Consider the following 24632-nt stretch of genomic DNA (forward strand, 5'->3'; position numbering starts at 1 on the left):
GGCTCGGTGCCCGTGTGGCCCGCGGACCGGGCGACCTCGGGCCCGCACCGCCGGTCCCGCCGGGGTGGGGCAATGCCGGGCCTGTGCGGCCCGGCCTACGACCGGGGCTCACTTGCCCAGCTTCTCCTTCAGCTCCGCCTTGTTCATGGAGGAGCGGCCGTGCAGGTTCTTGCGCTTCGCCTCTTCGTAGAGTTGGTCGTACGTCGGGCCCTGCGCGCCGGTGTGGGAGTGCCGACCTCCGCGCTCGGACGAGGACATGTCCTCCAGCGAGGTCTTGCTCGCCGTCTTCGACTCCCCCGACCGTGCCCGCTCCTTGTTGACCGTGCGGGCGGCGATCTCCTTCGCGCGCTCGGGGTTCTCGCCGCGCTCCTGCGCGCTCTCCTTGATGTGTTCGTACTGCCGCTCACGCTTCGGGCTGGATCCGGCAGGCATGGTCGCTCCTCATCTCGTTGACACTTTTTTGCGGCTCTACTGGTGTGGGGCCCACACGCTGCGCGACGGCACGCCGTCGGCGCGGACCGCCGTGCGCGCGCGGGAGACGACGAATCCGCTGCGCGGCCGGGTGGGCATCCGGTGGAGCGGGATCGTCAGATCCTGCTCCGGGACGTCACAGTCCAACTGGGCGAGCGCGGTGACGATGGCCGTCAGCAGACTGACGGCGACTTCCTCGCCCGGGCAGCGGTGCCCGGTCCGGGCGTCTCCGCCGCCCTGGGGCACGAGGTCGTTGGGCGGTGGCTCCCGGCCCACGAAGCGGCAGGGGTCGAAATCGCACGGCCGCGGCCACACGTCCGGGTCGTGGTCGCGCCCGTACAGGTCGAGCAGGAGCAGGCTGCCCTCGGGTACGGGCGTGTCCCGCCACCGCAGGTCCCGGGCGGCGAGGCCGCCGACGAAGGGCGCGAACGGGTAGAAGCGCCGGACTTCGTGGGCGAAGGCTCGGGCGTACGTGCCGTCGTCCGCCAGGAGCCGGTCCCGGTGGACGGGCGCGCTGTGCAGGGCGTGCGCGGCGAAGACAGCGAACCAGGACAGGGCCACCGTGGGGCGGATGATGTTGAGCAGTTCCACGGCCGCGGTCTTCGGGTCCAGCAGGCGCCCGTCGGCGTCGCGGTGCCAGGCCACCGTGGCCAGGGCCGAGCGGGGCCGGCCGTCGGTCCGCACGGGAGCGGCCGCAGCGCGCAGCTCCGTCACCACCCGGCACAGCGCCCGCTCCTGCCGGGCCCGGGCCCGGCGGGCCTTCCAGTGGCGGGGCCCCGCGGTGGCGAAGCCGTCGACGGCGGCCACGCAGTCCTCGCCGATCGAGCGCGCCGCTCCCTCCGACAGGGGAAGTCCAATCCAGTCGCACACGGCTCCGGCGAGGACGGCGCTCACCTCGTCGAACAGCACCACCTCGCGTCCCTGCCAACCGGCCACGGCGCGCGGCCAGCGGGCGGTGAACCGTTCGGTGAGCGCGGCGATGCCGCCCTCGGCCATGAGGAGGGAGACGAACAGGTCCTTGCGGACGCGATGGCGGTCACCGTCGAGCGTGTGCACCGCGCCCCGGCCGAACAGGGTGTCGAGGACCGGGCCGGGGAGGGCGCCCTCGCGCAGGACGTGCTGTTCGTCGTAGAAGAACTCCACGGCTCCCGGACCGTCGAGGACGACCGTCCGCCGACCCATCAAGCGGGTGACGACCGGTTCTCGTCCGGCACGCTCCTGGAGGCCCGGCAGCCATGCGTAGCCGCGGGCCAGCAGTGAGGCGGTGCTGTCCATCACGGAAGCGAACATACGCGCCGCCTACCCCCTTCGCCGCTCGGCACTCCTGCCGTTCGGCGTGGGGCCGGGGTGCCGGCCGGGTCCCCGGGGTAGACGGGGACGGGAAGGGGTCCGCGAGGACCCCCGATGGCGGCGGCGAGGAGGACGGCGATGAGCGGGACGGCGCGCACGGGCGACACGGGCGCGGGCGGCGGCCTGGAGGACAAGGCCCAGCGGCCCGGGATCGGGCGGGAGGAGCAGGTGGAGGAGGTCCCCGGACAGGAGGGCGGCACCCGCGGCCGGAGCAAGGAGGAATCGACGCGACGTCGTCCCGGGGAGGGGAGCCCTCCGCGGGACGAGCGCATGGAAGGGGGCGGGGAGGGCCATGGCGCGGACAGCCCCTAGATCGGCGGGGAAACCACCGGGAGCGCGCGTCCGAACGGGTGCCGAACGGGTTTCGACGGCCCCCGACCGGCAAGGCGGACCGTATGAACGTGAACCGATCCGAGGTATCCGAGGCGAAGCCGGCATCCGAGGCGGTCGGGGCGCCTGCCGCCGCCGGCAACGGCAGCCCGGTGCGGCGCGTGACCGAGCCCGACGGCCCCGAGCTGGTCGAGGGGCCCGTGGAACGCCCCCGGCGGGACGGTTCCACGGCCCGCTCGGAGCGCCCGGTCGTGGCCGTGTGCACCTGCCGGCGAAGTCGGATCTACCCCTGGTGTGACACCAGCCACCGCACGCGGGTTCGGGGGGACGAGGCCGCGGACGGTACCGAGCGGGAAGGAGAACGGTCATGAGCGGCTCCCCCGCCTCGGGCCGGGTCGTGGTCGTCACCGGCGCCAGCGGCGGCGTGGGGCGCGCGGTCGCCCGGGCCTTCGCGGCCCGCGGCGACCGCCTCGCCCTGATCGCGCGCGGCGGCGCGGGCCTCGAAGGGGCCGTCCGGGACGCCGAGGAACTGGGCGCGAAAGCCCTCGCCATCGAAGCGGACGTCGCGGACCCGGAGGCGGTCGAGGCCGCCGCGCAGCGGGCCGAGGACGAACTCGGCCCCCTCGACATCTGGGTCAACGTCGCCTTCACATCGGTGTTCGCCCCGTTCACGGAGATCGACCCGGTCGAGTTCCGCCGGGTCACCGAGGTCTCCTACCTCGGTTACGTGTACGGGACTCACGCCGCCCTGCGCCGGATGCTCCCGCGCGATCGCGGCACCCTGGTCCACGCCGGTTCCGCGCTCGCCTACCGGGGCATTCCGCTGCAGAGCGCGTACTGCGGTGCCAAGCACGCCATCCAGGGCTGGCACGAAGCGCTGCGGTGCGAACTGCTCGCCTCGGGCACGGGCGTGCGCACCACGATGGTGCAGCTCCCGGCTCTCGACACCCCGCAGTTCGACTGGGTGCTGTCGCGGCTGCCGAGGCGCGCGCAGCCGGTGGCGCCGATCTACCAGCCGGAACTCGCCGCCCGGGCCATCGTGTACGCGGCGGACCACCCGCGGCGGCGGGAGTACTGGGTGGGCGGCAGCACCGCGGCGACCCTGATGGCGAACGCCGTCGCGCCGGGGCTGCTCGACCGTTACCTGGCCCGTACGGGCTTCGACTCCCAGCAGACGGACACCCCTCGCGCGGCGGACGAGCCGGCGAACCTGTGGGAACCGGCCGACGCCCGGCGGGACTTTGGGGCGCACGGCCGCTTCGACGCGTCGTCTCATCCGCGCAGCTTCCAGTGGTGGGCCACTCGGCACCGGGGCGCGCTCGCCGCGGCGACGCTGTTCGGGGCCGGGGCCACCGCCCTCGCCTGGACCCGTCGCGCCGGCGGCCGCTGAGCCGGCCGGGCCGTCCGGGCCCCGCTTCCCAGACCCCGAAACTGAGCCGGCCGGGCCGTCCGGGCCCCGCTTCCCAGACCCCGAAAAGGGCAGTCGGCCGGCGCACGAGGTGCGCCGGCCGACTGCTGTCCGGTCGGACCGCTCGGCCCCGTCAGGCGGAGTCGGCGGCCGGGGGACGGTCAGGTGGTGAGGAGGCGGTTGAAGAAGGAGCGGTAGCGCTGGAGCGCGATGCGCAGGTCCTCCGTCACCACTTCCTCGCCCTTGCTCCACTGGCCTTCCAGTTCCTCCTTGTGGGAGGCGAACGTCCCGGCCAGCGTCTGCATCACCTCGGCGACGAGGGTGTCGGCGGACCGCACGGCGTCCTGCGGGTCGTCGACGAAACGGCCCTGGATCTCGCTCCACCGCCTGCGGAACTCCTCCGCGTCCCGGCCCGCGAGCAACGGTTCGTTCCCGCCGTCGCCTCCGGCGCCCGTGCCGTTCCCGGCGCCGGCGGCCGTCGCGTTCGCCCCGGCCGGTGCGTCCGCTGTCGCCCGGCCGCCTTCCCGCAGGTCGTCCGTGGTCGTGCCGCGCACGCCCGCGGCTTCTCCCCGCCCCTCCTCGTCCCCGTACTCCCCGACGTCTTCCCGCGCGCCCTCGCCCACGCCCGTGCCGGCATCGCGGTCGCCCGTCGCCTCGCCCGGGTAGACGGCGGTGCTCGGCTCGTCGGCTCCGGGGTGCGCGAGGCGCTCCGTGGTCAGCCCGCCCTCGTCGGGCCGGCCGACCGTCTCGTCGCGGTCCTGCATGTCATCGGCCTCCTTGATCGCCGAGGAGCTCGTGGAACAGGGCGCGGTAGTGCACCATCGCCCCGCGGAGCTCCTCCGTCGTCGCCTGTCCTTCGCTGCTGCGCGCGTTGACCGCGTGGGCGGCGCGGTAGTGTTCCAGCGTGCCTCCGTGCTCGACCGAGAGGTCCCGCACTTGGTCGCCGAACCCGTTGGTCGGGTAACCGCGCTCCCTCATGAGCCGTGTCACCAGCTCGTCCGCCTGGGCGACGGCCCCCTCGGGACGGTCCACGAAGCGTTCCTGGACGCCCTGCCATTCCTCGGCGTACTGGGTCCGGCGCGCGGGCGGCAGTTCCTTGATGTCCAACTCCGCGTGGCGCTGCTCGCGGGCGCGCAGTTCACGCTCGGCGGCCAGCCGGCCGCCCTCGTCCTCGACCGTGCGGTCGTACTCGGGCCCGAACCGCTCCCTCAGGTGCCGTCTGCGCGAGAGCAGCCAGAACCCGACCGCGATGGCGATCACCACCACCACGATAACGATGATCGCGATGAGCGTGCTTGTCGACATTGGGGGCCTCCACTCGGGGCCGTGCTTCGCATCGGTGTCGTCGTTGGCGCGTGCCCGCCCGCAGGGCTCGCAAACCCGCCGCGCGGCGTCCCGGGGCGGTGTTCCGCCGCGCCGGCGGTCGCGCGGTCAGTCGCCGGAGGCCGGTTCGGCCACCATCACTAAGGCAGGGCGGAGCAGCCGACCGCCGACGCGGTAGCCGGGGCGGAGGACCCGAACGCAGGACGGGGTGGTGCGGTGGGGGTCGGGGGCGGAGGTGACGGCCTCGTGGACGCGGGGGTCGAAGGGGTCGCCGGGTTCGCCGAAGGTATCCAATCCGAGGGCGGCCAGGCAGGACGTGAGCAGGCGGGCGACGGAGTGGAAGCCCTCGGCGTCCTCCCCGCACGCGCGGGCGGCCTCCACCGCGTCGAGGACCGGCAGCAGCCCGTTGAGCACGTTGGCGACGGCCGCCTCGCGCACGGCGAGGCGGTCACGACGGACGCGTTTGCGGTAGTTGTCGTACTCGGCTTTGACCCGTTGCAGGTCGGCGGTGCGTTCGGCGAGCGCACGGGACGTTTCGGACGTCTCGTCCGGGGGCGCGGGCGACCGCCGGGGCGCCGCGTCCGGGAGGTCGGCGCGGTCCGGGCGGCCGGGGGCGCGGGGGGTGAGGGCCGGCGGCCCGGTGCCCCGCCGGTCGCCGAGGACGACCACCGTCGGGGCGTCGGTGCGCTCCCGGCGCGGGGGCTCGGCCGGGTGGTTCATGCCGTGCCTCCCTTCGGTTTGTCGTCGTCGACGATCTCGGCGTCGACGACGTCGTCGTCGACCGCGTCGTCTTGTGTCTCGGCCTGGCCGGTGCGGGCCGAGCCGCCGGCGGCCTGGGCCGCCTGGGCGTCGGCGTAGATGGCCTGGCCGAGCTTCTGGCTGACGGCCGCGACCTTCTCGGTGGCCGTACGGATCTCGGCGGTGTTGTCGCCCTCGGCGGACTCGCTCTTGAGCTTCTCCTTCAGCTCGGCGAGCGCCGCCTCGACCTCCGTCTTGACGTCACCCGGGACCTTGTCCTGGTTGTCCTTGACGAACTTCTCCGTCTGGTACACGAGCTGCTCGGCCTGATTGCGCGTCTCCGCGGCCTCCTTGCGACGCAGGTCCTCCTCGGCGTGCTGTTCGGCGTCGTGGACCATGCGCCGGATGTCGTCCTTGGGCAGCGAGGAGCCGCCGGTGACGGTCATCCGCTGTTCCTTGCCCGTGCCGAGGTCCTTCGCCGTGACGTGCATGATGCCGTTGGCGTCGATGTCGAACGTGACCTCGATCTGCGGGACGCCGCGCGGGGCCGGCGGCAGACCGGTCAGCTCGAACATGCCGAGCTTCTTGTTGTACGCCGCGATCTCGCGCTCGCCCTGGTAGACCTGGATCTGCACCGACGGCTGGTTGTCCTCGGCCGTCGTGAACGTCTCCGACCGCTTGGTCGGGATGGTCGTGTTGCGCTCGATGAGCTTGGTCATGATGCCGCCCTTGGTCTCGATACCGAGGGACAGCGGGGTCACGTCCAGGAGCAGGACGTCCTTGACCTCACCCTTCAGAACACCGGCCTGCAGACTGGCGCCGATGGCCACGACCTCGTCCGGGTTGACGCCCTTGTGCGGGTCCTTGCCGGTGAGTTCCCGGACGAGGTCCGTCACGGCCGGCATTCGGGTGGAGCCGCCGACCAGGATGACTTCGTTGACGTCGCCGACCCGGATCTTGGCGTCCTTGACGGCCTGGTGGAAGGGGGTCTTGCAGCGGTCGAGCAGGTCTGCGGTCAGCTGCTGGAACCCGGTGCGGGTGAGCTTCTCCTCCAGGTGCAGCGGGCCCTCGGCGGAGGCCGTGATGTAAGGCAGGTTGATGTTCGTCTCGGTGGCGGAGGACAGTTCGATCTTCGCCTTCTCGGCGGCCTCGCGCAGACGCTGGAGCGCCATCTTGTCCTTGGTGAGGTCGATTCCGTAGCCGTTGCGGAACTGCGTGGCGAGGTGCTCGACGATCCGTTGGTCCCAGTCGTCGCCGCCCAGGTGCGTGTCGCCGTTGGTGGCCTTGACCTCCACGATGCCGTCGCCGATCTCCAGGAGGGACACGTCGAAGGTGCCGCCGCCGAGGTCGAAGACGAGGATCGTCTGGTCCGTGGCCTTGTCGAGACCGTAGGCCAGGGCGGCGGCCGTCGGCTCGTTGACGATGCGCAGGACCTTGAGGCCCGCTATCTCGCCGGCCTCCTTGGTGGCGGTGCGCTGGGCGTCGTTGAAGTAGGCGGGGACCGTGACCACGGCGTCGGTGACGTCCTCGCCGAGGTAGGCCTCGGCGTCCCGCTTGAGTTTCTGCAGGACCCGCGCGGAGATCTCCTGCGCCGTGTACCGCTTTCCGTCCACGTCCCCGTGCTCCGGGAAGCGCCACCGCGGATCGCCCATGTGCCGCTTGACCGAACGGGCCGTGCGGTCCACGTTCGTGACCGCCTGGCGTTTGGCCACCTCGCCGACGAGGACCTCCCCGCCCTTGGCGAAGGCCACGACCGAGGGGGTGGTCCTGGCCCCCTCCGCGTTGGGGATGACGGTGGGTTCGCCGCCTTCGAGGACGCTGACGACCGAGTTCGTCGTCCCGAGGTCGATGCCGACCGACCGTGCCATGGTCCGCTCCCTTCGCGTTCCCGCGGGCCGGTCACGGATCTCGTCGGCGCGGGAACTCCCCCCGTCGCGCGGGACGGTTGTGGACAGCCGTCGGGCATACGGGGCCGGCCCTCACTTCCTGGATACGTCGGCGGCGCACGCCCTGTCAACGCGCCGCCGCAACCCGTACGACCGACGCGCTCGGGCAGGTCGCACGGCGGTTTCGGCCGGGTCGCACCGGGCAGGCGCCCGCACAGGCGGTCCGTCGCGGCAGCGGAGGTGACCATGCCCGTGTTCGTCGGGACGTCCGGCTGGCAGTACCGGGACTGGGCGGGGACCTTCTACCCACCGGGGGTGCCGCAGCGTCTGTGGCTGGAGGAGTACGGGCGCCGGTTCGGCACGGTCGAGAACAACAACGCCTTCTACCGGCTGCCCGCCCCGGAGACCTTCGCGGCTTGGCGCGCGCGGACCCCTGACGGCTTCGTCATGGCCGTCAAGGCGAGCCGCTTCCTGACCCACATCAAACGACTGCGCGACCCCGAGGAACCGGTGCGGCGGCTGATGACGCACAGCGCCGCCCTCGGGCCCCGGCTGGGACCCGTGCTCCTGCAACTGCCGCCCACCCTGCGCGCGGACGCGCGATCCCTGGACGCCTGTCTCGCCTGCTTCCCGGCCGGCGTCCGGGTGGCGGTGGAGCCCAGGCACGAGTCGTGGTGGACGGAGGAGATCCGGTCGGTCCTCGCCGAGCGGGGTGCCGCGCTGTGCTGGGCGGACCGGCACTCCCGGCCGGTGACCCCGCTGTGGCGCACCGCCGACTGGGGGTACGTACGGTTCCACGAGGGCCGTGCGCAGCCGTGGCCTCGGTACGGGCCGGGCGCGCTGCGTTCGTGGGCGGGGCGGGTCGCGCAGACCTGGCCGGCGACGGCGGACGTCTTCGCCTACTTCAACAACGACCCGGGCGGGGCCGCCGTCAGGGACGCCGAGGCGTTCCGGCGGATGGTGGGCGCGGCGGCCGTACCCGCCTGAGCGGCGGAACCACCCCGTCCGTGGGCCGGGCGGCGCTACCGTCGTCCGCCCGAGCGGGCGGCTCCGGGCGTTCACCCGTCCGCTCCCGCCGGACGGACGCAGGCGCGGCGGTCATGGTGGTGTCGGCACACGGACCGTCCGGCACCTGAGAGGCTGGCGCCATGGTGCTGACGACCTCCCCTCCCACCACCGGCCAGGAGCAGCATCGGCGGGTACGACGCAGACCGGACCCGCAGAGCGTGGCCGCGGCGGTCTCGGCGGCGGTTTCGATGGGCGCCTACTGCCTGGCGATGGCCGTGCACGGGACGTACCCCTTCGGCGCCCGCTCGCGTGCGGTCAACGACCTGGGCAACCAGTTCGTGCCGTTCCACGCGCACCTGTGGGACCTGATGCGCGGGGGGACGGAGGGGGACCTCCTCTTCAACTGGGGCAGCGGGTACGGGGTCCCCTTCCTCGCCGACTTCCTCACGTACCTGATGAATCCGTTCTCCTGGCTCGTCGCGCTGTTCCCCCGCGACCGGGTCGAGTTTCCGGTCTTCCTCGTCACCCTGCTGAGCATCGGTCTGGCGACGGCCCTGATGACGGTGTGGCTCGGCCGGTTGCGGCCGGGCCCGCCGTGGCCGCGCGCGGCGCTGGCGGTGGGCTACGGCGTCAGCGCCTGGACCGTGTCGAACGGTTTCGCCGACCCCATGTGGATGTGGGGGCCGGTGGCCCTTCCGCTGATCGGGTTCGCGTACGACTGGTGCCTGCGCCGCCGGCGCTGGGTTTCGGGAACGCTGCTCGTCGCCGTGTGCTGGGCCGGCAACTTCTACACCGCCGCGATGGCCACCCTCGGGATGGGGCTGGTGCTGCTGGTCCGGCTGCTGCTCGACCGGCGGCCGTGCCCCGTCCGCCGCCGGGTCCTGTCGCGGGCCGCGTCGATGACGGGTGTCGGGGTGGCGCTGGTCGCCCCGGTGCTGACGGTGACGTTCCCGGCCTCACGGGCGTCGCAGCCGGGCCCCGAGGTCCACTACGGGGGACCGCCCGCCTTCCACGACTACCTCGCCCATCTGCTGCCGGGCGGCTTCCACGCGAGCGCGCCCCAGATCTCGGTGGGGATGCTGCCGCTGCTGCTCGTCCTGGCGTATCCGTTCGTCCGCCAGGTGCCTGGGAGGGAGCGGGCCGCCTGGTGCGCGCTGCTCGTCCTGGTGGCGCTGTCCTACGTCTGGACGCCGACGATCCTGCTCTGGCACGGCCTTGCCCTGCCCAACGGGGGCCCCTACCGGGCATCGTTCACCCTCGCCGGGATGCTGGTGGCCGTGGCGTGGATGGCGCTGACCGCCCGGCCGCGCCCCCGTGAGCTGCTGGCCGGGGCCGGGGTGCTGGGTGTGCTGCTGGTCGCGGCCGGGACCAGCGCGTACGTCACCGCCACCACCTGGACGCTGACCCTGGCCGGCGGCGCCGTGGTCCTGGCCCTGCTGCTGTCACTGTCCCGGCGCCGCGGCCGGACGGTGCGCGTCGCCCTGACGGGTGCGCTGATCGGCACGGTCTTCGTCTCCACCGTGTTCACGGTGGTGTCCGTGACCGAGCAGCGGGACCGGGACGAGTGGTGGCGGCCCAAACGGACACTGGACGCGCAGTCCCTGGCCGCGCGGGAGGCGGTACGGGCGCAGAACCGCTGGCCGGACCTGCGCAGCGAGCCCGGTCCGCACGAGTTCGCCGACAACGACCCGCTCCTGCTGGGAGGCCAGGGCGGCGCGTACTACAGCAGCTACCTGCCGGCCCGGACCGCGCGGACCCTGAGCGGGTTGGGGGCGGGCTGGTACATGGCGGGCCGTCACACGGTCGGCTTCGAGGATCCGGTCGGCCGGGCCGTCATGGGCGTGGGCAGCTACCTGGATCACGGTGGCGCGGACGGGTTCACCCGGCGGGCGTCGAACGCGTCCCCCGTGGTGACCTTGCGGCAGGGCACGCCGCCGCCCGCCGCGGACACCGTCTTCGCCCGTCAGGAGCAGGCGCTGGGGGCGCGGGTCTACACCGTTCCGGCCGCCCGGCCGGTGGCCGGCACGGCGGCGGCCCTGCCCGACGGCTCGTGGCGGCTGCCCCGCGGCGTCCGGGGCACGTTCGCCTTCACCTGCGCCCCGGGCAGCTCGGCGCTCGTGTACGTGCCCTGGTTCTCCGGCACCGTCGAGGCGCTCGGGGCCACCGAACGGCTGTCGGGGGGATACCCCATGACGAACAACGGTCTGCTGCCGCTCGGTACCGTCACGGGCGCCGGCGAGGTGGTGCTGACGCTGACCGGCGACCGCGCCCAGGACATCCCGCGCTTCCCCGTGGGCTGCCTGGACCGGGGCGCCCTGGACACGGCGGTGGGACGCCTGCGGGCCTCCGGCCCGACCCGGGTGACGGCGGGCGGCCATGCCATCGAAGCTGTCTTCCCGGCGCGGACCTCCGCAGGGACCGCCGTCGTGGCCGTTCCCGCCGTGCGGGGATGGCGGTGTTCGGTGAACGGGGCGACCGCGAAGGCGCCGGGCACGCTCGGTGGGCTGATCGCCGTGCCGTTGGGGTCGGGGGCGACCCGGGTGGCCTGCGCGTACCGTACCCCCGGCCTGGCGGCGGGGCTCGCCGTGAGCGGGGTGGCGCTGGCCGTGCTGGTCACCGTGCTGTCGTGGTCCTCGTCACCGCTGGAAGGCCGGCGACGTGCCCTGTCCGCGTACGCGGCCCGCCGGCTGAGGCGGCCGAGGCGGCTGAGCGGCACGGACCCCGCGTGACGGATCGGAGCCGCGCGCGGGGGCTCCCGCGGCGGGCGGCGGGATCTTGCGCAACGGCGGCTCAGGCGGAGCCCCTCGCGCCCTCGGCGGCTTCCGCGGCGGCTTCGCCGGTGCGGGCCTCCATCGCCCGCAGCCGTCGCAGGCCGGCGCGCCGCTGGACGAGGGAGAGCGCCGTGACCGCCGCGCCGAGCACCACCCATCCCGCCGGTCCGGCCGGCATCACCGCGCCCGTCAACAGCAGCGGCCCGGCCGACTTCTGCACGGACTGGGACATCCCCGCGACCCCCAGGTAGGCCGCCCTCTCACGGACCGGGGCGAGACTGACCGCCAGCTCCCAGGAACTCACCGACCGCAGCAGCTCCGCCGCGGTGGCGAGCACCGCCGCGACGAGCAGGCCGGCCGAGGCGGCCGCGGCTCCGGCACCGGTGGACAGCGCCAGGAACACGCAGCAGGCGAGCAGCGTGACCCCGTACAGGGCCACCGCTCCCGCGGCCCGGCGCGGTTGGCCCACCTTCGCCGACACCCGTAGTTGGAGCACCACGACGAGCACCGTGTTGACCACGAGGAAGGCCGGGACGAGGGCGCCCGGCGCGTGGGTGTGGGCGACCAGCCACAGCGGCAGCCCGACGGCGAGGATCGAGTCGTCCAGGTTCATGGCGACGTCCAGCAGGACGAACCTCAGGTAGCCGCGGTCGCGCCACGGACTCGACGCGGCCGGCGGCGGGGCCGCGGGATCACCGTTCCGCGCCGCGACACGCCCGTGTTCGCACGGCTCTCGGGTGCGCCGGACCAGGAGGGCGGCCACGAGGAAGGAGAGCGCGTTGGCCAGGATCAGGGCCTGGTAGGCCTCGCGGGTGCCCAGGGCGAGCCCGATCGCGGCGACGCCCGCGCCGATGGCGTAGCCCGCGTTCGCCGAGCTCCGGACGAGGGCCTGGTAGGTGGCCCGGCGTTCGCCCGCGACGCGGGTCGCGAAGAGCATCTCCAGCGTCTTGGCGGCCCTGTCCCCCAGGCTGGTGAGGGCCACGACCGCCAGGAGCAGCTCGTACCGCGTGACGACGAGCAGCGCGCACAGCGTGCCCAGGCGCAGGAGGTGGGCGGCGATCAGCAGGCGGCGGACGGGGAACCGGCCGGCCAGGTGCCCGGCGAGGGGTGAGCCCGCTATGCCGGCCACTCCGGCGGCGCCGAGCAGGATTCCGACCTGCCGGGCGTCCAGTCCGACGACGAAGGTGAAGTACAGGACGCAGGCCGCGGCCCACACACCCGTTCCCGACCGGTCCAGGAATTGCGCGAGGAGCATGATCCTCGCGTCCCGGCCGCCGGGCGGCCTTCGCAGCAGGCCCAACAGGCCCTCCGGCCGGTCCTTACGGGTCATCGCGCCGCCCCGCATCCCATGTCTCCGTTCCCCCGGGCCGTGTATCTCGATATCGAGATACACGCGGGAGCCTGCCCGATGAGAATCTTGACGTCAAGATATTTCTGGGTGTTCCGGAGGCCCGGCACGAGCGACCACCACGCCGAGGGCCGCCGATCAGTGCTACAACTGGGTTCGTGACCGATCCTTGCCACCCGTGCCGGGGATGTCGGTGCGGTCACTGAGCAAAAATCGCCCGCGTAGCGTCGCCCGACAGGTATTCGTCCTCCAGGTGGCGATCGTGGTGCTGCTCGCGGCCGGTGCGGTCCTGGCCCTGGTGCTCCAGTCGAGCCACGACGTCGACCGCGAGGCGCGCAACCGATCCGTCGCGGTCGCCCAGACCTTCGCGCACTCGCCCGGGCTCCTGCAGGCGCTGCGCTCCCCCGACCCCTCCAAGATCCTCCAGCCCGTCACCGAGGCCACCCGCACCGAGGCCGGGGTGGACTTCATCGTGGCGATGGACACCAACGGCATCCGCTACACCCACCCGCTGCCCGACCGCATCGGCAAACGGTTCGTCGGCACGATCGGCCCCTCCCTGGCCGGTCACGTCCACACCGAAAGCGTGAACGGCCCCCTCGGGAAGGAGATCCAGGCCGTGGTGCCGGTCTTCTCCCCGGACCACAAGGTGGTGGGCCTGGTGTCCGCCGGCCTCAAGGTCAAGAACGTCACCGGCGTCGTGAACCGGCAGCTCCCCGTCATCCTCGGCGCCAGCGCCGTGGGCCTCGCACTGGCCACCGCCGGATCGGCGCTGATCAGCCGGCGTCTGCGGCGGCAGACCCACGGCCTGGGCCCGCTCGAGATGACCCGGATGTACGAACACCACGACGCGGTGCTGCACGCCGTGCGCGAGGGCGTGCTGATCACCGACGGGACCGGGCGGCTGCTGCTCGCCAACGACGAGGCCACCCGGCTGCTGCGCCTGCCCCCGGACGCCGAGGGCCGGCTCGTCGGCGAGCTGCCGGGGCTGGACCGGCAATTGGGGGAGCTCCTGAAGACGGGCCGGGAGGCCACCGACGAGATGCACGAGGCCGGAGACCGCCTGCTCGTGATCAACCAGCGGCCGACCCGGCTGCGCGGGCGCCGGGAAGGCGCCTCGGTGACCATCAGGGACTCCACGGAGATGCGCGTCCTCAGCACCCGCGCCGACGCGACCCGCAGGCGTCTGAAGCTGCTGTACGACGCCGGTGTCGGCGTCGGAACCACCCTCGATGTGGAACGCACGGCCCAGGAACTGGCCGACGTGGCCGTCCCCCGCTTCGCGGACTTCGTCACCATCGACCTGGCCGAGCCCGTCCTGCACGGAGACGAGCCCACTTCGACGGCCGACCTGCGCCGCACCGCCGTCAGCGGGATCCGGGAAGACTCGCCGCTCTACGAGCGCGGCATACTGATCGACTTCCTGCCCTCAACCCCCCAGGCCCGCGGCCTCAGCAGCGGCCGGGCGGAGGTGGTGACCGACCTCGCCGACGCGCCCGGCTGGTACGCCCAGGACCCGCCCCGGGCCCAGGCCATCATCGACTACGGCATCCACTCCCTGATCACGGCGCCCCTCAAGGCCAGGGGCACGGTGCTCGGGGTGGTCAACTTCTGGCGCTCGCGCAAACCCGAGCCCTTCGACGAGGAGGACCTCTCGCTCGCGGAGGAACTCGTCGCCCGGGCCGGGATCACCATCGACAACGCGCGCAGGTACACCCGTGAACACGCCCTCGCCGTCACCCTCCAGCACAGCCTGCTGCCCCGCGACCTGCCGGAGCAGAACGCCGTCGAAGTGGCGCACTACTACCAGCCCGCGCAGTCGGGGGTGGGCGGCGACTGGTTCGACGTGATCCCGCTGCCCGGCAGCCGCGTCGCGCTCGTCGTGGGAGATGTCGTCGGACACGGCCTGCACGCCGCCGCCACCATGGGCCGGCTGCGCACCGCCGTGCTCAACTTCTCCTCCCTCGACCTGCCGCCGGACGAACTCCTCGCCCGGCTCGACGACCTCGTCCAGTACATCGACCAGAGCACGGACGGCGCGGGCAGCGGCGCGGGCCTGCTCGGGGCCACCTGCCTGTACGCGGTGTACGACGCGGTCACCCAACGCTGCACGATCGCCCGGGCCGGCCACGTTCCGCCCTTCGTCGTGCGCCCCGACGGCCGGGTGGAGATGCCCGAACTGCCGCCTGGCGCCCCCCTGGGGCTGGGCGGGTTCCCCTTCGAGTCGGCCGAGCTGGACCTGAGCGAGGGCACCCAGCTGGTGCTGTACACCGACGGGCTGATCGAGGACCGGGCCAGGGACATCGAGGAGGGGCTCGCCCTGGTCCGCGCGGCGCTCGGACATGCCGACCGGGAACCGGAGGAGACCTGCCGGGCCCTGCTCAAGGCGATGCTGCCGGTACGCCCCCGCGACGACGTGGCCCTCCTGGTGGCGCGGACGTCGGCGCTCGGCGCGGACCGCATCGCGGAGTGGGCGGTGCCGTACGAGCCGAGCGCCGTCGGCGAGATGCGGGCCCTCGCGGTCGCGAAGCTGGAGGAGTGGGGCCTGTCGGAGCTCGCTTTCGGCACGGAACTGGTGCTGAGCGAACTCGTCACCAACGCCATCCGGCACGGCGCCGCCCCCGTACGGCTGCGCCTGCTGCACGACCGGGTGCTGACCTGCGAGGTCTTCGACAGCAGCAGCACTTCACCGCACCTGCGGTACGCCGCCACGACGGACGAGGGCGGCCGGGGACTCTTCCTGGTGGCGCAGATCAGCCGCAGGTGGGGGGTCAGGTACACCCCCGAGGGCGGCAAGGTCATCTGGTCGGAGCAGCAGCTGCCGGACGGCCCGGACGCGGGGGGCCCTTGACCGTCACGTCAGTCACGTCACGTCCTCACTTGGGGCACTTCGGGGTCGGGTACACGCGGGACTGCTTGACGCTCCCGTACGCGAAGCTCGACTCGATGGACGCGATGCCCGGGATGGCGTGGATCCGGTCGCGCACGAGGGCCTCGTAGGCCTGGAGGCTCTCGATGACGACCCGCAACAGGTAGTCGCTGCTGCCGGCCATCAGGTAGCAGTCCTGGATGTGCTCGATCCCGGCGACGTGCTCCTCGAAGAGCCGGACCGCCTCCCCCGTGTGGCGTTCCAGCCGTATCCGCACGAAGACGGTGATCGGCAGTCCGAAGCCGACCTGGTCGACCATCGCGGTGTAGCCGCGGATGAGACCGGCCTCCTCCAGCCTGCGCACCCGGCGCAGGCACGGCGAGGGGGAGAGCCTCACGCGGTCGGCGAGGTCCTGGTTGGACAGGCGACCGTCGGCCTGCAATTCGCGAATGATCTGGAGATCGACCGCGTCCATCATCACTCCTTGGCAGATTCTGCCCCCAAGGTAGGCGTGGAGGGCAGAAGTGGCAATCGGCTGCCCCGGCTCAAGCCCTAGCGTTGCCTTGTGGCCGGATTCGGCCCTCTCAGGCTGGAGGAACCTCCTTGGCAACGACGGAAAGCCGCCCCCCGGACGCGCCGCCGCGAGGCGCCGACGCGCCCGCCCCGCGCGTCTCGCCCCAGGCGCGCGGCATGCTGGCCTTGGCGGCGACGGTGGCGATCTGGGCCGCCTTCGCGCTCAGCGCGCGGGCCCTGAGCACCTCGTCCCTGCGGCCCGCCGACGCCGCGCTGCTGCGGTTCGGCGTGCCCGTCGTGGTCCTGGCCCCCGCGCTCTGGCGCCGCCGCCGCGACATCGTCGCCGTACCGCCGGCCACCGCGGCGAAGATCGTCTGCGGGGCCGGCGTGCCGTTCTTCCTGGCCGCGATGTACGGCGGTTCCCTGACGTCCGCGGCCTTCGTGGGCTCGCTGATACCGGGCATGGTGCCGCTGTTCGTCTCCGCGCTCATGGTGGCCGGCGGGCGCGGCGCGCCGCGCGGCACACAGGCGGCGGGACTCGCGCTGATCGCGGCGGGCGTCCTCGCCCTCGTGTGGCGCTACGTGGTGCCGGTGGACACCGACGTGCTGGCGGGAGCCGGGGTGCTGCTGCTGGCCAGCGGGCTGTGGGCGCTGTACACGGTGGGGCTCAAGGAGGTCACCCTCGATCCGGTCGGGTCGATCGGGCTGCTGTGCGTGCCGTCGTTCGTCGTGATGGCGCTGCTGGTGGCGACCGGTGTGCTGCCCACCGGTCTGGCGTCGGCCGCGGGCGGTGACATCGCCTTGTTCCTGGTGGTCCAGGGGTTGGGGGTCGGGCTGTGCGCGGGCCTGCTGTACGCGTTCGCCATCCGGCGGCTGGGGGCGGAGCGCAGCTCCGTCTTCGGCAGCCTCAGCCCGGTCGCGGTCGTGCTGCTGGCCGTACCCCTGCTGCACGAGTCGCCGACGGTGAGCGTGCTCGTCGGCGTACCCGTGATCACCGCGGGCGTGGTCCTCGCCAACCGGCGCCCGGCCCCCGTGTCCGCCCCCGTGTCCGCCCCCGTCACCCCGAGGCTGCCGTAGATGCTTGAGCTCCTCCTCCCGCCGCCCGTCGACCCCCTGTGGGACCTCACCGAGGCCTTCGGGGCCGACACGCGGCCCGAGCGGTTGAACCTCGTCCTCGGGGTGTACCGCGACGAGAGCGGCGGCACCCCGGTCATGGCGGCCGTCCGCGAGGCCGAGATACGCCTGGCGGAACGTTCCGCCTCGAAGGAGTACAGGGGGCTCTCCGGGAACCTCGGCTTCAACCGCGCGATGCTCTCGATGATCCTCGGTCCGGACGGTCCGGTGGAGCGGGCCGTGGCGGTCCAGACCGTGGCCGGCAGCGGCGCCCTGCGCCTGCTGGCCGATCTGATCTGCCGGACCCGTCCGGGCACGACGGTGTGGATCAGCGACCCCGCCTACGTCAACCACCGCCCCATCCTGGAGGCGGCCGGCCTGACGGTGCGCACGTACCGGTGGCTGAATCAGGACGGCATGTTGGACGACCTGGCCGGAGCCCGCCGCGACGACGTGGTGCTGCTCCAGGGGTGCTGCCACAACCCGACCGGTGTCGACCCGACGCCCGACGCCTGGGAGGCGCTGGCGGGGCTGGCCGTGCGCGACGGCTGGGTGCCGTTCGTCGACCTGGCCTACCACGGGCTCGGCGACGGCCTCGAAGCGGACCTGGCGGCGACCCGGATGCTGGCGGAGCGGGTGCCGGAGATGCTCCTCGCGATCAGCTGCTCCAAGAACTTCGGCCTCTACAGCGACCGCACCGGCTGCGCCGTCGTCCTCGGGGCGTCCCGGGAGTCACTGCGGCACGCGGAGACGGCCCTGCAGAACGCGGCCCGCACGCAGTACTCGATGCCCCCGGAGCACGGGGCGGCGGTCGTGACGGCCATCTGGGAGGACCCCGGCCTGCGGGCTTCCTGGCGGTCGGAGCTGGACGCCATGCGGGGACGGATCTCGGCCAACAGGCGGGCTCTGGTGGAGCAGTTGCGCGCGCTCGGCCGAGACGCCGAAGCGGCCTCCCTGGCGCGGCAGAAGGGGATGTTCTCGATGCTGCCGCTGTCGCCCGAGCAGATGCTGCGGCTGCGCGGGACGTTCGCCATCTACGGGACGACCGCCGGCCGGGTGAACATCGCGGGGATCGGGCTGGAACGGATCCCCTGCCTCGCGCGGGGCATCGCGGGCGTACTGGAGGACCGGGGCGCGGCGCTGGTCCGTTAGGCCGTCCCTTCGGGCAGGCCGTCGCTCCCCGGGACAGGCCGTCCCTCCCGGAGCGGCGACCTGCCCCTCTCCTCGTTCGGCCGTCATCCCACCGGGTGCGCAGCGGATGCCTCCCGGCGCGCGACGGGCCAGGCTGCGATGACGGGCAAGCCATCACCGCACAGACGAGGACCGAGCCATGTCCCATCTCCGGCGTATCGGCGTCATCACCGGGGCGGCGCTGCTGCTCACGGCCACGGCCACGGCCTGCTCCGCGGGCAAGACCACCGTGGGCAGCCTGAGCTTCCGCGCCCAGGACGGCCCGGTGGAGATCACGTACCTGAACACGTCCGTCCAGGGCTGCCACACCATCGGCCTGCCGCGCGGAGCCGCGCACGTGGACAACAACACCCTGGTCGACGTCATCTTGTACCGGACGCCGAAGTGCCAACGGACCGACGCGGCGGACGGGATCTACATCCCGACGTCCAGCTCGAACGTGACCGCCCCCGGCAGCCTGCCGTGGCGCAGCTTCAGCGTCGTCCACTGATCGGCCGCGGCGACGGTACGCAAAAGGGCCCGCCCTGGCCGGGCGGGCCCTTCCTGCGGGCCGTCTACGGTCAGACCGCCGGGGCCGGGTAGGTCGGGTACTCCACCCCGGAGACGTGCTGGACGACGCGGATGACCTGGCAGGAGTAGCCGAACTCGTTGTCGTACCAGAGGTAGAGGATGGCGTTGTCGCCGTCGACCTTGGTGGCGCCCGCGTCGACGATCGAGGAGTGGCGCGAGCCGACGAAGTCCATGGAGACGGCGTCGGGTGCGGTGGTGAAGTCGATCTGGCGCTTCAGCGGCGAGTGCAGCGAGACGTCGCGGAGGTAGTCGAGGACCTCTTCGCGGGTGGTCTCGCGGCCCAGGCGCAGGCTGAGGATGGCGATCGAGACGTCCGGGACGGGGACGCGGATCGAGCTGCCGGTGATCGGCGCCTTGAGGTCGGGCAACGCCTTCGCGACGGCCGAGGCGGCACCGGTCTCGGTGATGACCATGTTCAGCGGCGCGGAGCGGCCGCGACGGTCCGCCTTGTGGTAGTTGTCCAGCAGGTTCTGGTCGTTGGTGAACGAGTGGACGGTCTCCACGTGGCCGCGCAGCACGCCGTACTCGTCGTCCATGGCCTTCAGCGGCGGGACGATCGCGTTGGTGGTGCAGGAGGCGCAGGACAGGATCTGCTCGTCCGGCTTGATCGTGTCGTGGTTGACGCCGTGCACGATGTTCGGGACGTCGCCCTTGCCCGGGGCGGTCAGGACGACCTTGTCGATACCGGGGCGCAGGTGCTTGGAGAGGCCCTCGCGGTCGCGCCACTTGCCGGTGTTGTCGATGAGGATGGCGTCCTTGATGCCGTACGCCGTGTAGTCGACCTCGGAGGGGTCGTTGGCGTAGATCACCTTGATCGTGTTGCCGTTGGCGACGATCGTGCTGTTCGCCTCGTCCACGGTGATGGTGCCCTGGAACTGGCCGTGGATCGAGTCGCGGCGCAGCAGCGAGGCGCGCTTGACGAGGTCCTGCTCACCGCCGCCGCGGACGACGATGGCGCGCAGCCGCAGGCCGTTGCCGGAGCCGGCCTTCTCGATGAGCAGGCGGGCGACGAGGCGGCCGATGCGGCCGAAGCCGTAGAGGACGACGTCGCGCCCCGCGCCGCGCTCGATCTTGTTGGCGCCGGTGGCGCCTGCGACGGCCTCGGCGGTGAAGGCGTCGACCGACAGGCCGCGGTCATCGGCCTTGTACGTGGCGGCGAGCATGCCGATGTCGATCTGGGACGGGCCGAGATCGAGCGCGGAAAGGGCCTGGAGGAACGGCAGCGTCTCGGTGACCGAGAGCTCCTCCCCGTCGATCTGCCGGGCGAAGCGGTGGGTCTTGAGGATGCTGACCACCGACTTGTTCACCAAGGAGCGGCTGTGGAGGAGGACGGTCACGTCCCGCTCCCGGTGCAGCTTCCCGATGATCGGGATCATCGACTCCGCGATCTCCTCGCGGTTCTTCCAGTGGGTGAACGAGTCGTCGTTGACAGTCACAGGTTTATCTTTCGAGCTAGGCGGCGCTCAGATGCTAACGCACCACCTGTTCGGGCCATCGAACGGGTGCCCCGGAGCAGGCGCCCAACGGGCGTTTTGCCTGAGTGGCTCCCGTTTTCCGGCGGTGCCGCGCCAATTACCGGCGACGACGCGCGTTTGCCGGCGGTGCCGCGCGACGGGCGGGTGCTCAGCGGACGGCGCCGGCGTAGTAGCGGCGGCAGGCGCGGAGCATGCCCTCCTCGGAGAGGGTGAAGACGTCCACGAATTCCCGCTGCTGGGGGGCGACGCGGCCCATCGCCACCACGCAGTCCCCGTCGGCGACGATCCGCGTGATGTGGTGGCGGGCCCCGATCGCGGGGCGCTCCAGTTCCGCGACGCCGAGCAGGCCCGCGTGCAGGAGGGACCCGTAGCCGTCGAGGTCGCCCGAGTCCAGGTAGTGGTAGGCCAGGCGTACGTGGTCGACTCCGGAGTCGGTGACCACGGGGCTCGGCGGAACCCGCCCGGCGTGCCGACTGTTCATCTGGGAAGTCCTTTCGACCTGCCGCATCCCGTCCGGTGCGGCGAGTACACCGTGCGCCGGGCCCACAACCCGGGGCTATCCCCGCCCTATCACCGCGCGCGCAGGCCTCTGACCGGCGCGTCGCGGGGACGGTGAGCGACGGCCGACGGTGCGTGAGCGGCAGCTCACCCCGGGTCCACGATCACGAAATCTCCACACCATGGACAACCGTGGAGATGTTCGGGGAGACTGACCCTCCCGCTCCACCATTTCTCTGGCGTTCCCCCGGCTGGGAGACTCATGACCGTTTCGCCCGGCGGCGCTGCCGACAACCCGGATGCGGTGGTTTTCCGGATCCTCGGCCCCTTACAGGTCGCCGGTCAGAGCGGGCCGGTGCGCATACCGCCGGGTCGGCAGGAGGTCATCCTCGCCGCCCTGCTGCTGGAGACGAACCGGGTGGTCAGCACCGACTACCTGGTGGACCTGATCTGGGACGACGAACCACCGGACACCGCACGCACCCAGGTGCAGATCTGCGTGTCCCGCCTGCGCAAGCTCTTCTCGAAGGCCGCGATCGCGGCGGCCATCACGACCCGGCCCCCCGGATACGTCCTCAAGACCGAGGGTGACCTGGTGGACGCGGCGGTGTTCGCACGCCACGTCGCGGACGCACGGACCCTCGGCCGCCAGGGGGCGATGGCCGAAGCCGCCGAGCTGCTGCGCTGCGCCGGGGAGTTGTGGCAGGGCGACTGCCTGAGCGGGGTGTCGAGCGAGACGCTGCGCAGCAAGGCGCTGCAACTGGACGAGGAACGGCTGACGGCGGCGGAGACCCGGATCGACCTGGAGCTGGCCCTGAGTCGACACCACCAACTGGTCGGCGAGATCCAGCTGCTGGTACGGGTACACCCGCTGCGGGAGCGCCTGCGCGGACAGTTGATGCTGGCGCTGTACCGCTCGGGACGCCAGGCGGAGGCCCTGGAGAGCTACCGGGTCGGGCGCGAGCTGCTGGTGGAGGAACTCGGGCTGGAGCCGGGGGCGGAGCTGCGCCGCCTGGAGTCGGCGATCCTGTCGGGCGAGGTCCCGCCGGTCGCGGCGGCCGGGACGGGCGGCGGTTATGGTTCCGCCTCCGCCGGTACGGGCTCCGGCGCGGCCCGGCTCGGGGGCACGGCTGTGGGTACGGGCGACGCGGACAGGGACAGGGGTGCGGCCGGTACCGCCGGCCCGGTCGACGAGGGCTCCGCGACGCGGGGCGACGGCGGCGCGGCGGCCCGCCCCGACGGCTCCGCGACGCGGGCCGGCGGGGAGAGACCCGACGGCCGCGCTTCCGCTCCCGCCGCCGGCGCGCCGGCCGGTGGCTCCCCGTACCGCGAGGAGGTCCCCCGGCAACTTCCGGCCGACACCTCGGACTTCGTGGGGAACGAGGATCAGATCGCCCACATCGGGCAAACCCTGCTGGGCGGGGGCGGCCGCCGCGCGGTCGGGCTGGCGGTCATCGTCGGCAAGCCCGGCACCGGCAAGTCCACCCTGGCCACCCACATCGCGCACCGTCTCAGCGAGACCGGCTTCCCGGACGGGCAGTTGTACTGCGATCTGCGCGGCACCGGCACCCCCGCCACCTCCACCGAGGTCCTCGGCCGGTTCCTACGGGCGCTCGGCATCCCCGGGCCCGTGATCCCCGACTCGCAGGACGAGCGGGCCGAGATGTACCGCACCCTGCTGGCCTCGCGCCGCGTCCTGGTCGTGCTCGACGACGCCGCCTCCGAGAGCCAGATCCGGCCCCTGCTGCCCGGCAGCAACCGGTGCGCCGTTCTCGTCACCAGCAGGGTCCGACTGACCGGCCTGCCCGGGGCGCACCGCGTCGAGCTGGACGTCATGAGCACCGAGCACGCCCGGGAACTGTTGGCCCGCGTCGTCGGCGCGGACCGCGTGGGGTGCGAGGAGGTCGCTGCCGAGGCGCTGATCCGGACCGTGGGCGGTCTGCCGCTCGCGCTGCGGATCGTCGCGGCCCGGCTGGCGGCGCGCCCGCACTGGACGCTGGCGTCGATGGTGCACCGCCTCGCCAACGAGCGGCACCGGCTCGACGAGCTCACCCACGGCGAGATGACGATGCGCGCCAGCCTCTGCCTGACCCATGACGGGCTGGCGCCGGAGGACCGGCGACTGCTGCGGCTGCTGAGCCTGGCGAAGGGTCCGACACTGCCCGGCTGGCTGGCCGGGGCCCTGCTCGACGACCGGCGCCCCTTCCCGTCCGACCTGCTGGAACCACTGGTCGACGTACAGATGCTGGACGTCGTCGGCGTCGAGTCCACGGGCGGGTTCCGCTACCGCTTCCACGAGATCATCCGGGTGTTCGCGCGCGAGCAGCTCGCGGCCCACGACGAGCCGGCCGCGCAGTCGCAGGCCCTCGGCCGGATGCTGGGCGGCTGGATGTCCCTGGCCGAGCAGGCCCACCGGCGCATCTACGGCGGCGACTTCACCGTCCTGCACGGCAGCGCTCCGCGCTGGGAGCCGCCGGCGAGCTGTGTGGACGAGCTGCTGGTGGACCCGCTGGAGTGGCTCGACAGCGAGCAGGCCAACCTGGTCCAGGCCGTCGAGCACGCCGCCGAACAGCAGCTGCACGAGCTGTGCTGGGACCTGGCGACGACCTTGACGACCCTGTTCGAGGGGCGCGGCTACTTCGACGAGTGGGAGCGGACGCACGAACTCGCCCTGACCGCCGTACGGTCGGCCGGCAACACGCGGGGCACGGCGGCCCTGCTCGGTTCGCTCGGCGTGCTGTACCTCGGTCGCAGCCAGCTGGCGGAGTCCCACGCCTCGCTGACCACGGCGCTGGGCCTGTTCCGGGAACTGGACGACCGCCAGGGGCTGGCCCTGTGTCACCGGGATCTGGCGCTGCTGGAGCGGATGCGGGGCGACGAGGAGTCGGCGCTGTCGTTGTACGACCGGGCGCTGCGGGATTTCGACCGGGTCGGCGACGTGGTGGGCCGGGCCATCGTGCTGACGCAGAGCGCGCAGATCTGGATGCGGCGCGGACAGACGGCGACCGCCCAGAGCCGGTTGGACGAGGCCCTCGGCATTTACCGTTCGGTGGGCTATACGGGCGGTCAAGCCAGGACCCTGCGCCGGGCGGGGCAGTTGCAGCAGGCCCAGGGTGAACACGAGCACGCCGTGCGTACGTTCACCGAGGTGCTGGAGCTGTGCCGGGACAACGGGGACGTGATAGGCGAGGGCCATCTGCTGCGGGATCTGGGCGCCGCGCACGCCGAGATGGGCCGGGGCGAGGCGGCCCGGGGCTTCTACGCCCAGGCGCTGTCGGTGCGGGAGCAGATCATGGACCAGGGAGGAGCCGCGGTGATCCGACTGGATCTGGCCCGGCTGCTGGCGGCGAGCGGCGGGACCGGCGAGCGCTCACGCTCGCGGGAGCTGCTGGAGAGTGCCGTACGGGCCTTCCGCGAGCGGCGGATGCAGCCCGAACTCGATGAGGCCGAGCGGATGCTGGGCACCCGGACGGTCGTGGTGCGCGCACCGGCGACGGAGACCGCCGCCGGGGTCTGACGACCGCCTGGCGGGTGTCAGTCCCAGGGGTTGGTCTGGCCGGTGGCGGTCGGCGACGGCGTGGCCTGGGGGGCGGTCACGCCGGTCGTGCCGGCCGGCGCGGTGGAGCCGTTGTCGGCCTGGGCGACCTGCGTGCCGAGCGCGGCGGCTCCGGCGATGGCGGCGGTCACCAGGGCGGCGCGCAGAGCGTGGGTGAGGCTCATGTCGGTTCCTTCCGTCGGTGCGCTCCGGCCGTCCGGGGCGCTTCGTTCTT

21 protein-coding genes are annotated in these 24632 nt (G+C 72.9%); 10 read left to right on the forward strand and 11 right to left on the reverse strand.

Annotated elements, in window-relative coordinates; genetic code table 11:
• Positions 1 to 108: 108 nt before the first annotated feature.
• Together ACV7NM_RS05010 and ACV7NM_RS05015 are read right to left on the reverse strand one after the other, a co-directional pair.
• Positions 109 to 432 (reverse strand): plasmid stabilization protein, encoded by a 324-nt coding sequence (locus ACV7NM_RS05010; protein WP_463409108.1) that lies wholly within the window; start codon positions 430 to 432, stop codon positions 109 to 111.
• A 36-nt stretch (positions 433 to 468) separates the two neighbouring features.
• Positions 469 to 1746 carry a cytochrome P450 gene (locus tag ACV7NM_RS05015; protein WP_463413832.1) on the reverse strand — a complete coding sequence of 426 codons (1278 nt, stop codon included), beginning with the start codon at positions 1744 to 1746 and terminating at the stop codon, positions 469 to 471.
• A 153-nt stretch (positions 1747 to 1899) separates the two neighbouring features.
• Here ACV7NM_RS05015 and ACV7NM_RS05020 point away from each other — a divergent pair, with 153 nt between their 5' ends.
• The 3 genes from ACV7NM_RS05020 to ACV7NM_RS05030 all read left to right on the forward strand — a co-directional run bounded on the left by ACV7NM_RS05020 (position 1900) and on the right by ACV7NM_RS05030 (position 3541).
• Positions 1900 to 2133 carry a hypothetical protein gene (locus tag ACV7NM_RS05020; protein ID WP_463409109.1) on the forward strand — a complete coding sequence of 78 codons (234 nt, stop codon included), beginning with the start codon at positions 1900 to 1902 and terminating at the stop codon, positions 2131 to 2133.
• An 83-nt stretch (positions 2134 to 2216) separates the two neighbouring features.
• Positions 2217 to 2522: a CDGSH iron-sulfur domain-containing protein gene (locus ACV7NM_RS05025; protein ID WP_463409110.1), complete on the forward strand. Its 306-nt coding sequence runs from the start codon at positions 2217 to 2219 to the stop codon at positions 2520 to 2522.
• On the forward strand, positions 2519 to 3541 hold the full coding sequence (locus ACV7NM_RS05030) for an SDR family oxidoreductase (RefSeq protein WP_463409111.1): 1023 nt from the start codon (positions 2519 to 2521) through the stop codon (positions 3539 to 3541). The genes ACV7NM_RS05025 and ACV7NM_RS05030 overlap by 4 nt, the downstream gene beginning before the upstream one ends.
• A 179-nt stretch (positions 3542 to 3720) precedes the next feature.
• On the opposite strand, the gene ACV7NM_RS05035 is transcribed toward ACV7NM_RS05030, so the two are convergent.
• The 4 genes from ACV7NM_RS05035 to dnaK form a co-directional block, all read right to left on the reverse strand.
• Positions 3721 to 4323, reverse strand: a complete 603-nt coding sequence (locus ACV7NM_RS05035; RefSeq protein WP_463409112.1) for a hypothetical protein — start codon at positions 4321 to 4323, stop codon at positions 3721 to 3723.
• A gap of 1 nt (position 4324) precedes the next feature.
• On the reverse strand, positions 4325 to 4864 hold the full coding sequence (locus tag ACV7NM_RS05040; protein WP_463409113.1) for a hypothetical protein: 540 nt from the start codon (positions 4862 to 4864) through the stop codon (positions 4325 to 4327).
• 126 nt (positions 4865 to 4990) lie between these two features.
• Positions 4991 to 5602, reverse strand: coding sequence for a nucleotide exchange factor GrpE (grpE, locus tag ACV7NM_RS05045; RefSeq protein ID WP_463409114.1), 612 nt, complete (start codon positions 5600 to 5602; stop codon positions 4991 to 4993).
• Positions 5599 to 7488 (reverse strand): molecular chaperone DnaK, encoded by a 1890-nt coding sequence (dnaK, locus tag ACV7NM_RS05050; protein ID WP_463409115.1) that lies wholly within the window; start codon positions 7486 to 7488, stop codon positions 5599 to 5601. Before dnaK ends, grpE begins: the two co-directional genes overlap by 4 nt.
• 264 nt (positions 7489 to 7752) lie before the next feature.
• Between dnaK and ACV7NM_RS05055 the strand changes: the two genes are divergently transcribed.
• Entirely contained in the window at positions 7753 to 8493 is a 741-nt protein-coding gene (locus ACV7NM_RS05055) for a DUF72 domain-containing protein (protein WP_463409116.1), read from the forward strand.
• A 161-nt stretch (positions 8494 to 8654) separates the two neighbouring features.
• Positions 8655 to 11243: a YfhO family protein gene (locus ACV7NM_RS05060; protein WP_463409117.1), complete on the forward strand. Its 2589-nt coding sequence runs from the start codon at positions 8655 to 8657 to the stop codon at positions 11241 to 11243.
• A 61-nt stretch (positions 11244 to 11304) separates the two neighbouring features.
• On the opposite strand, the gene ACV7NM_RS05065 is transcribed toward ACV7NM_RS05060, so the two are convergent.
• Entirely contained in the window at positions 11305 to 12615 is a 1311-nt protein-coding gene (locus ACV7NM_RS05065) for an MFS transporter (protein ID WP_463409118.1), read from the reverse strand.
• 205 nt (positions 12616 to 12820) lie between these two features.
• On the opposite strand from ACV7NM_RS05065, the gene ACV7NM_RS05070 reads away from it, so the two are divergent.
• Positions 12821 to 15484, forward strand: a complete 2664-nt coding sequence (locus ACV7NM_RS05070; RefSeq protein WP_463413833.1) for a SpoIIE family protein phosphatase — start codon at positions 12821 to 12823, stop codon at positions 15482 to 15484.
• A 25-nt stretch (positions 15485 to 15509) separates the two neighbouring features.
• On the opposite strand, the gene ACV7NM_RS05075 is transcribed toward ACV7NM_RS05070, so the two are convergent.
• A complete protein-coding gene (locus tag ACV7NM_RS05075; RefSeq protein ID WP_463409119.1) occupies positions 15510 to 15980 on the reverse strand; it encodes an Lrp/AsnC family transcriptional regulator in 471 nt (156 codons plus the stop codon).
• Positions 15981 to 16105: 125 nt separating this feature from the next.
• Between ACV7NM_RS05075 and ACV7NM_RS05080 the strand changes: the two genes are divergently transcribed.
• The 3 genes from ACV7NM_RS05080 to ACV7NM_RS05090 all read left to right on the forward strand — a co-directional run bounded on the left by ACV7NM_RS05080 (position 16106) and on the right by ACV7NM_RS05090 (position 18809).
• Complete coding sequence (locus tag ACV7NM_RS05080; protein ID WP_463409120.1) at positions 16106 to 17092, forward strand: DMT family transporter; 987 nt, start codon at positions 16106 to 16108, stop codon at positions 17090 to 17092.
• Positions 17093 to 18280, forward strand: coding sequence for an aromatic amino acid transaminase (locus ACV7NM_RS05085; protein ID WP_463409121.1), 1188 nt, complete (start codon positions 17093 to 17095; stop codon positions 18278 to 18280).
• A 178-nt stretch (positions 18281 to 18458) separates the two neighbouring features.
• Entirely contained in the window at positions 18459 to 18809 is a 351-nt protein-coding gene (locus tag ACV7NM_RS05090; RefSeq protein WP_463409122.1) for a hypothetical protein, read from the forward strand.
• Between the two features lie 70 nt (positions 18810 to 18879).
• On the opposite strand, the gene ACV7NM_RS05095 is transcribed toward ACV7NM_RS05090, so the two are convergent.
• A complete protein-coding gene (locus ACV7NM_RS05095; protein WP_463409123.1) occupies positions 18880 to 20325 on the reverse strand; it encodes a glyceraldehyde-3-phosphate dehydrogenase in 1446 nt (481 codons plus the stop codon).
• A gap of 187 nt (positions 20326 to 20512) precedes the next feature.
• Positions 20513 to 20845, reverse strand: coding sequence for a nuclear transport factor 2 family protein (locus ACV7NM_RS05100; protein WP_463409124.1), 333 nt, complete (start codon positions 20843 to 20845; stop codon positions 20513 to 20515).
• Positions 20846 to 21124: 279 nt separating this feature from the next.
• Between ACV7NM_RS05100 and ACV7NM_RS05105 the strand changes: the two genes are divergently transcribed.
• Positions 21125 to 24379 (forward strand): AfsR/SARP family transcriptional regulator, encoded by a 3255-nt coding sequence (locus ACV7NM_RS05105; RefSeq protein ID WP_463409125.1) that lies wholly within the window; start codon positions 21125 to 21127, stop codon positions 24377 to 24379.
• A gap of 17 nt (positions 24380 to 24396) precedes the next feature.
• On the opposite strand, the gene ACV7NM_RS05110 is transcribed toward ACV7NM_RS05105, so the two are convergent.
• Complete coding sequence (locus tag ACV7NM_RS05110; protein ID WP_463409126.1) at positions 24397 to 24582, reverse strand: hypothetical protein; 186 nt, start codon at positions 24580 to 24582, stop codon at positions 24397 to 24399.
• Between the last annotated feature and the right edge of the window lie 50 nt (positions 24583 to 24632).

The organism is Streptomyces sp. Tek67B01 (assembly GCF_055231995.1).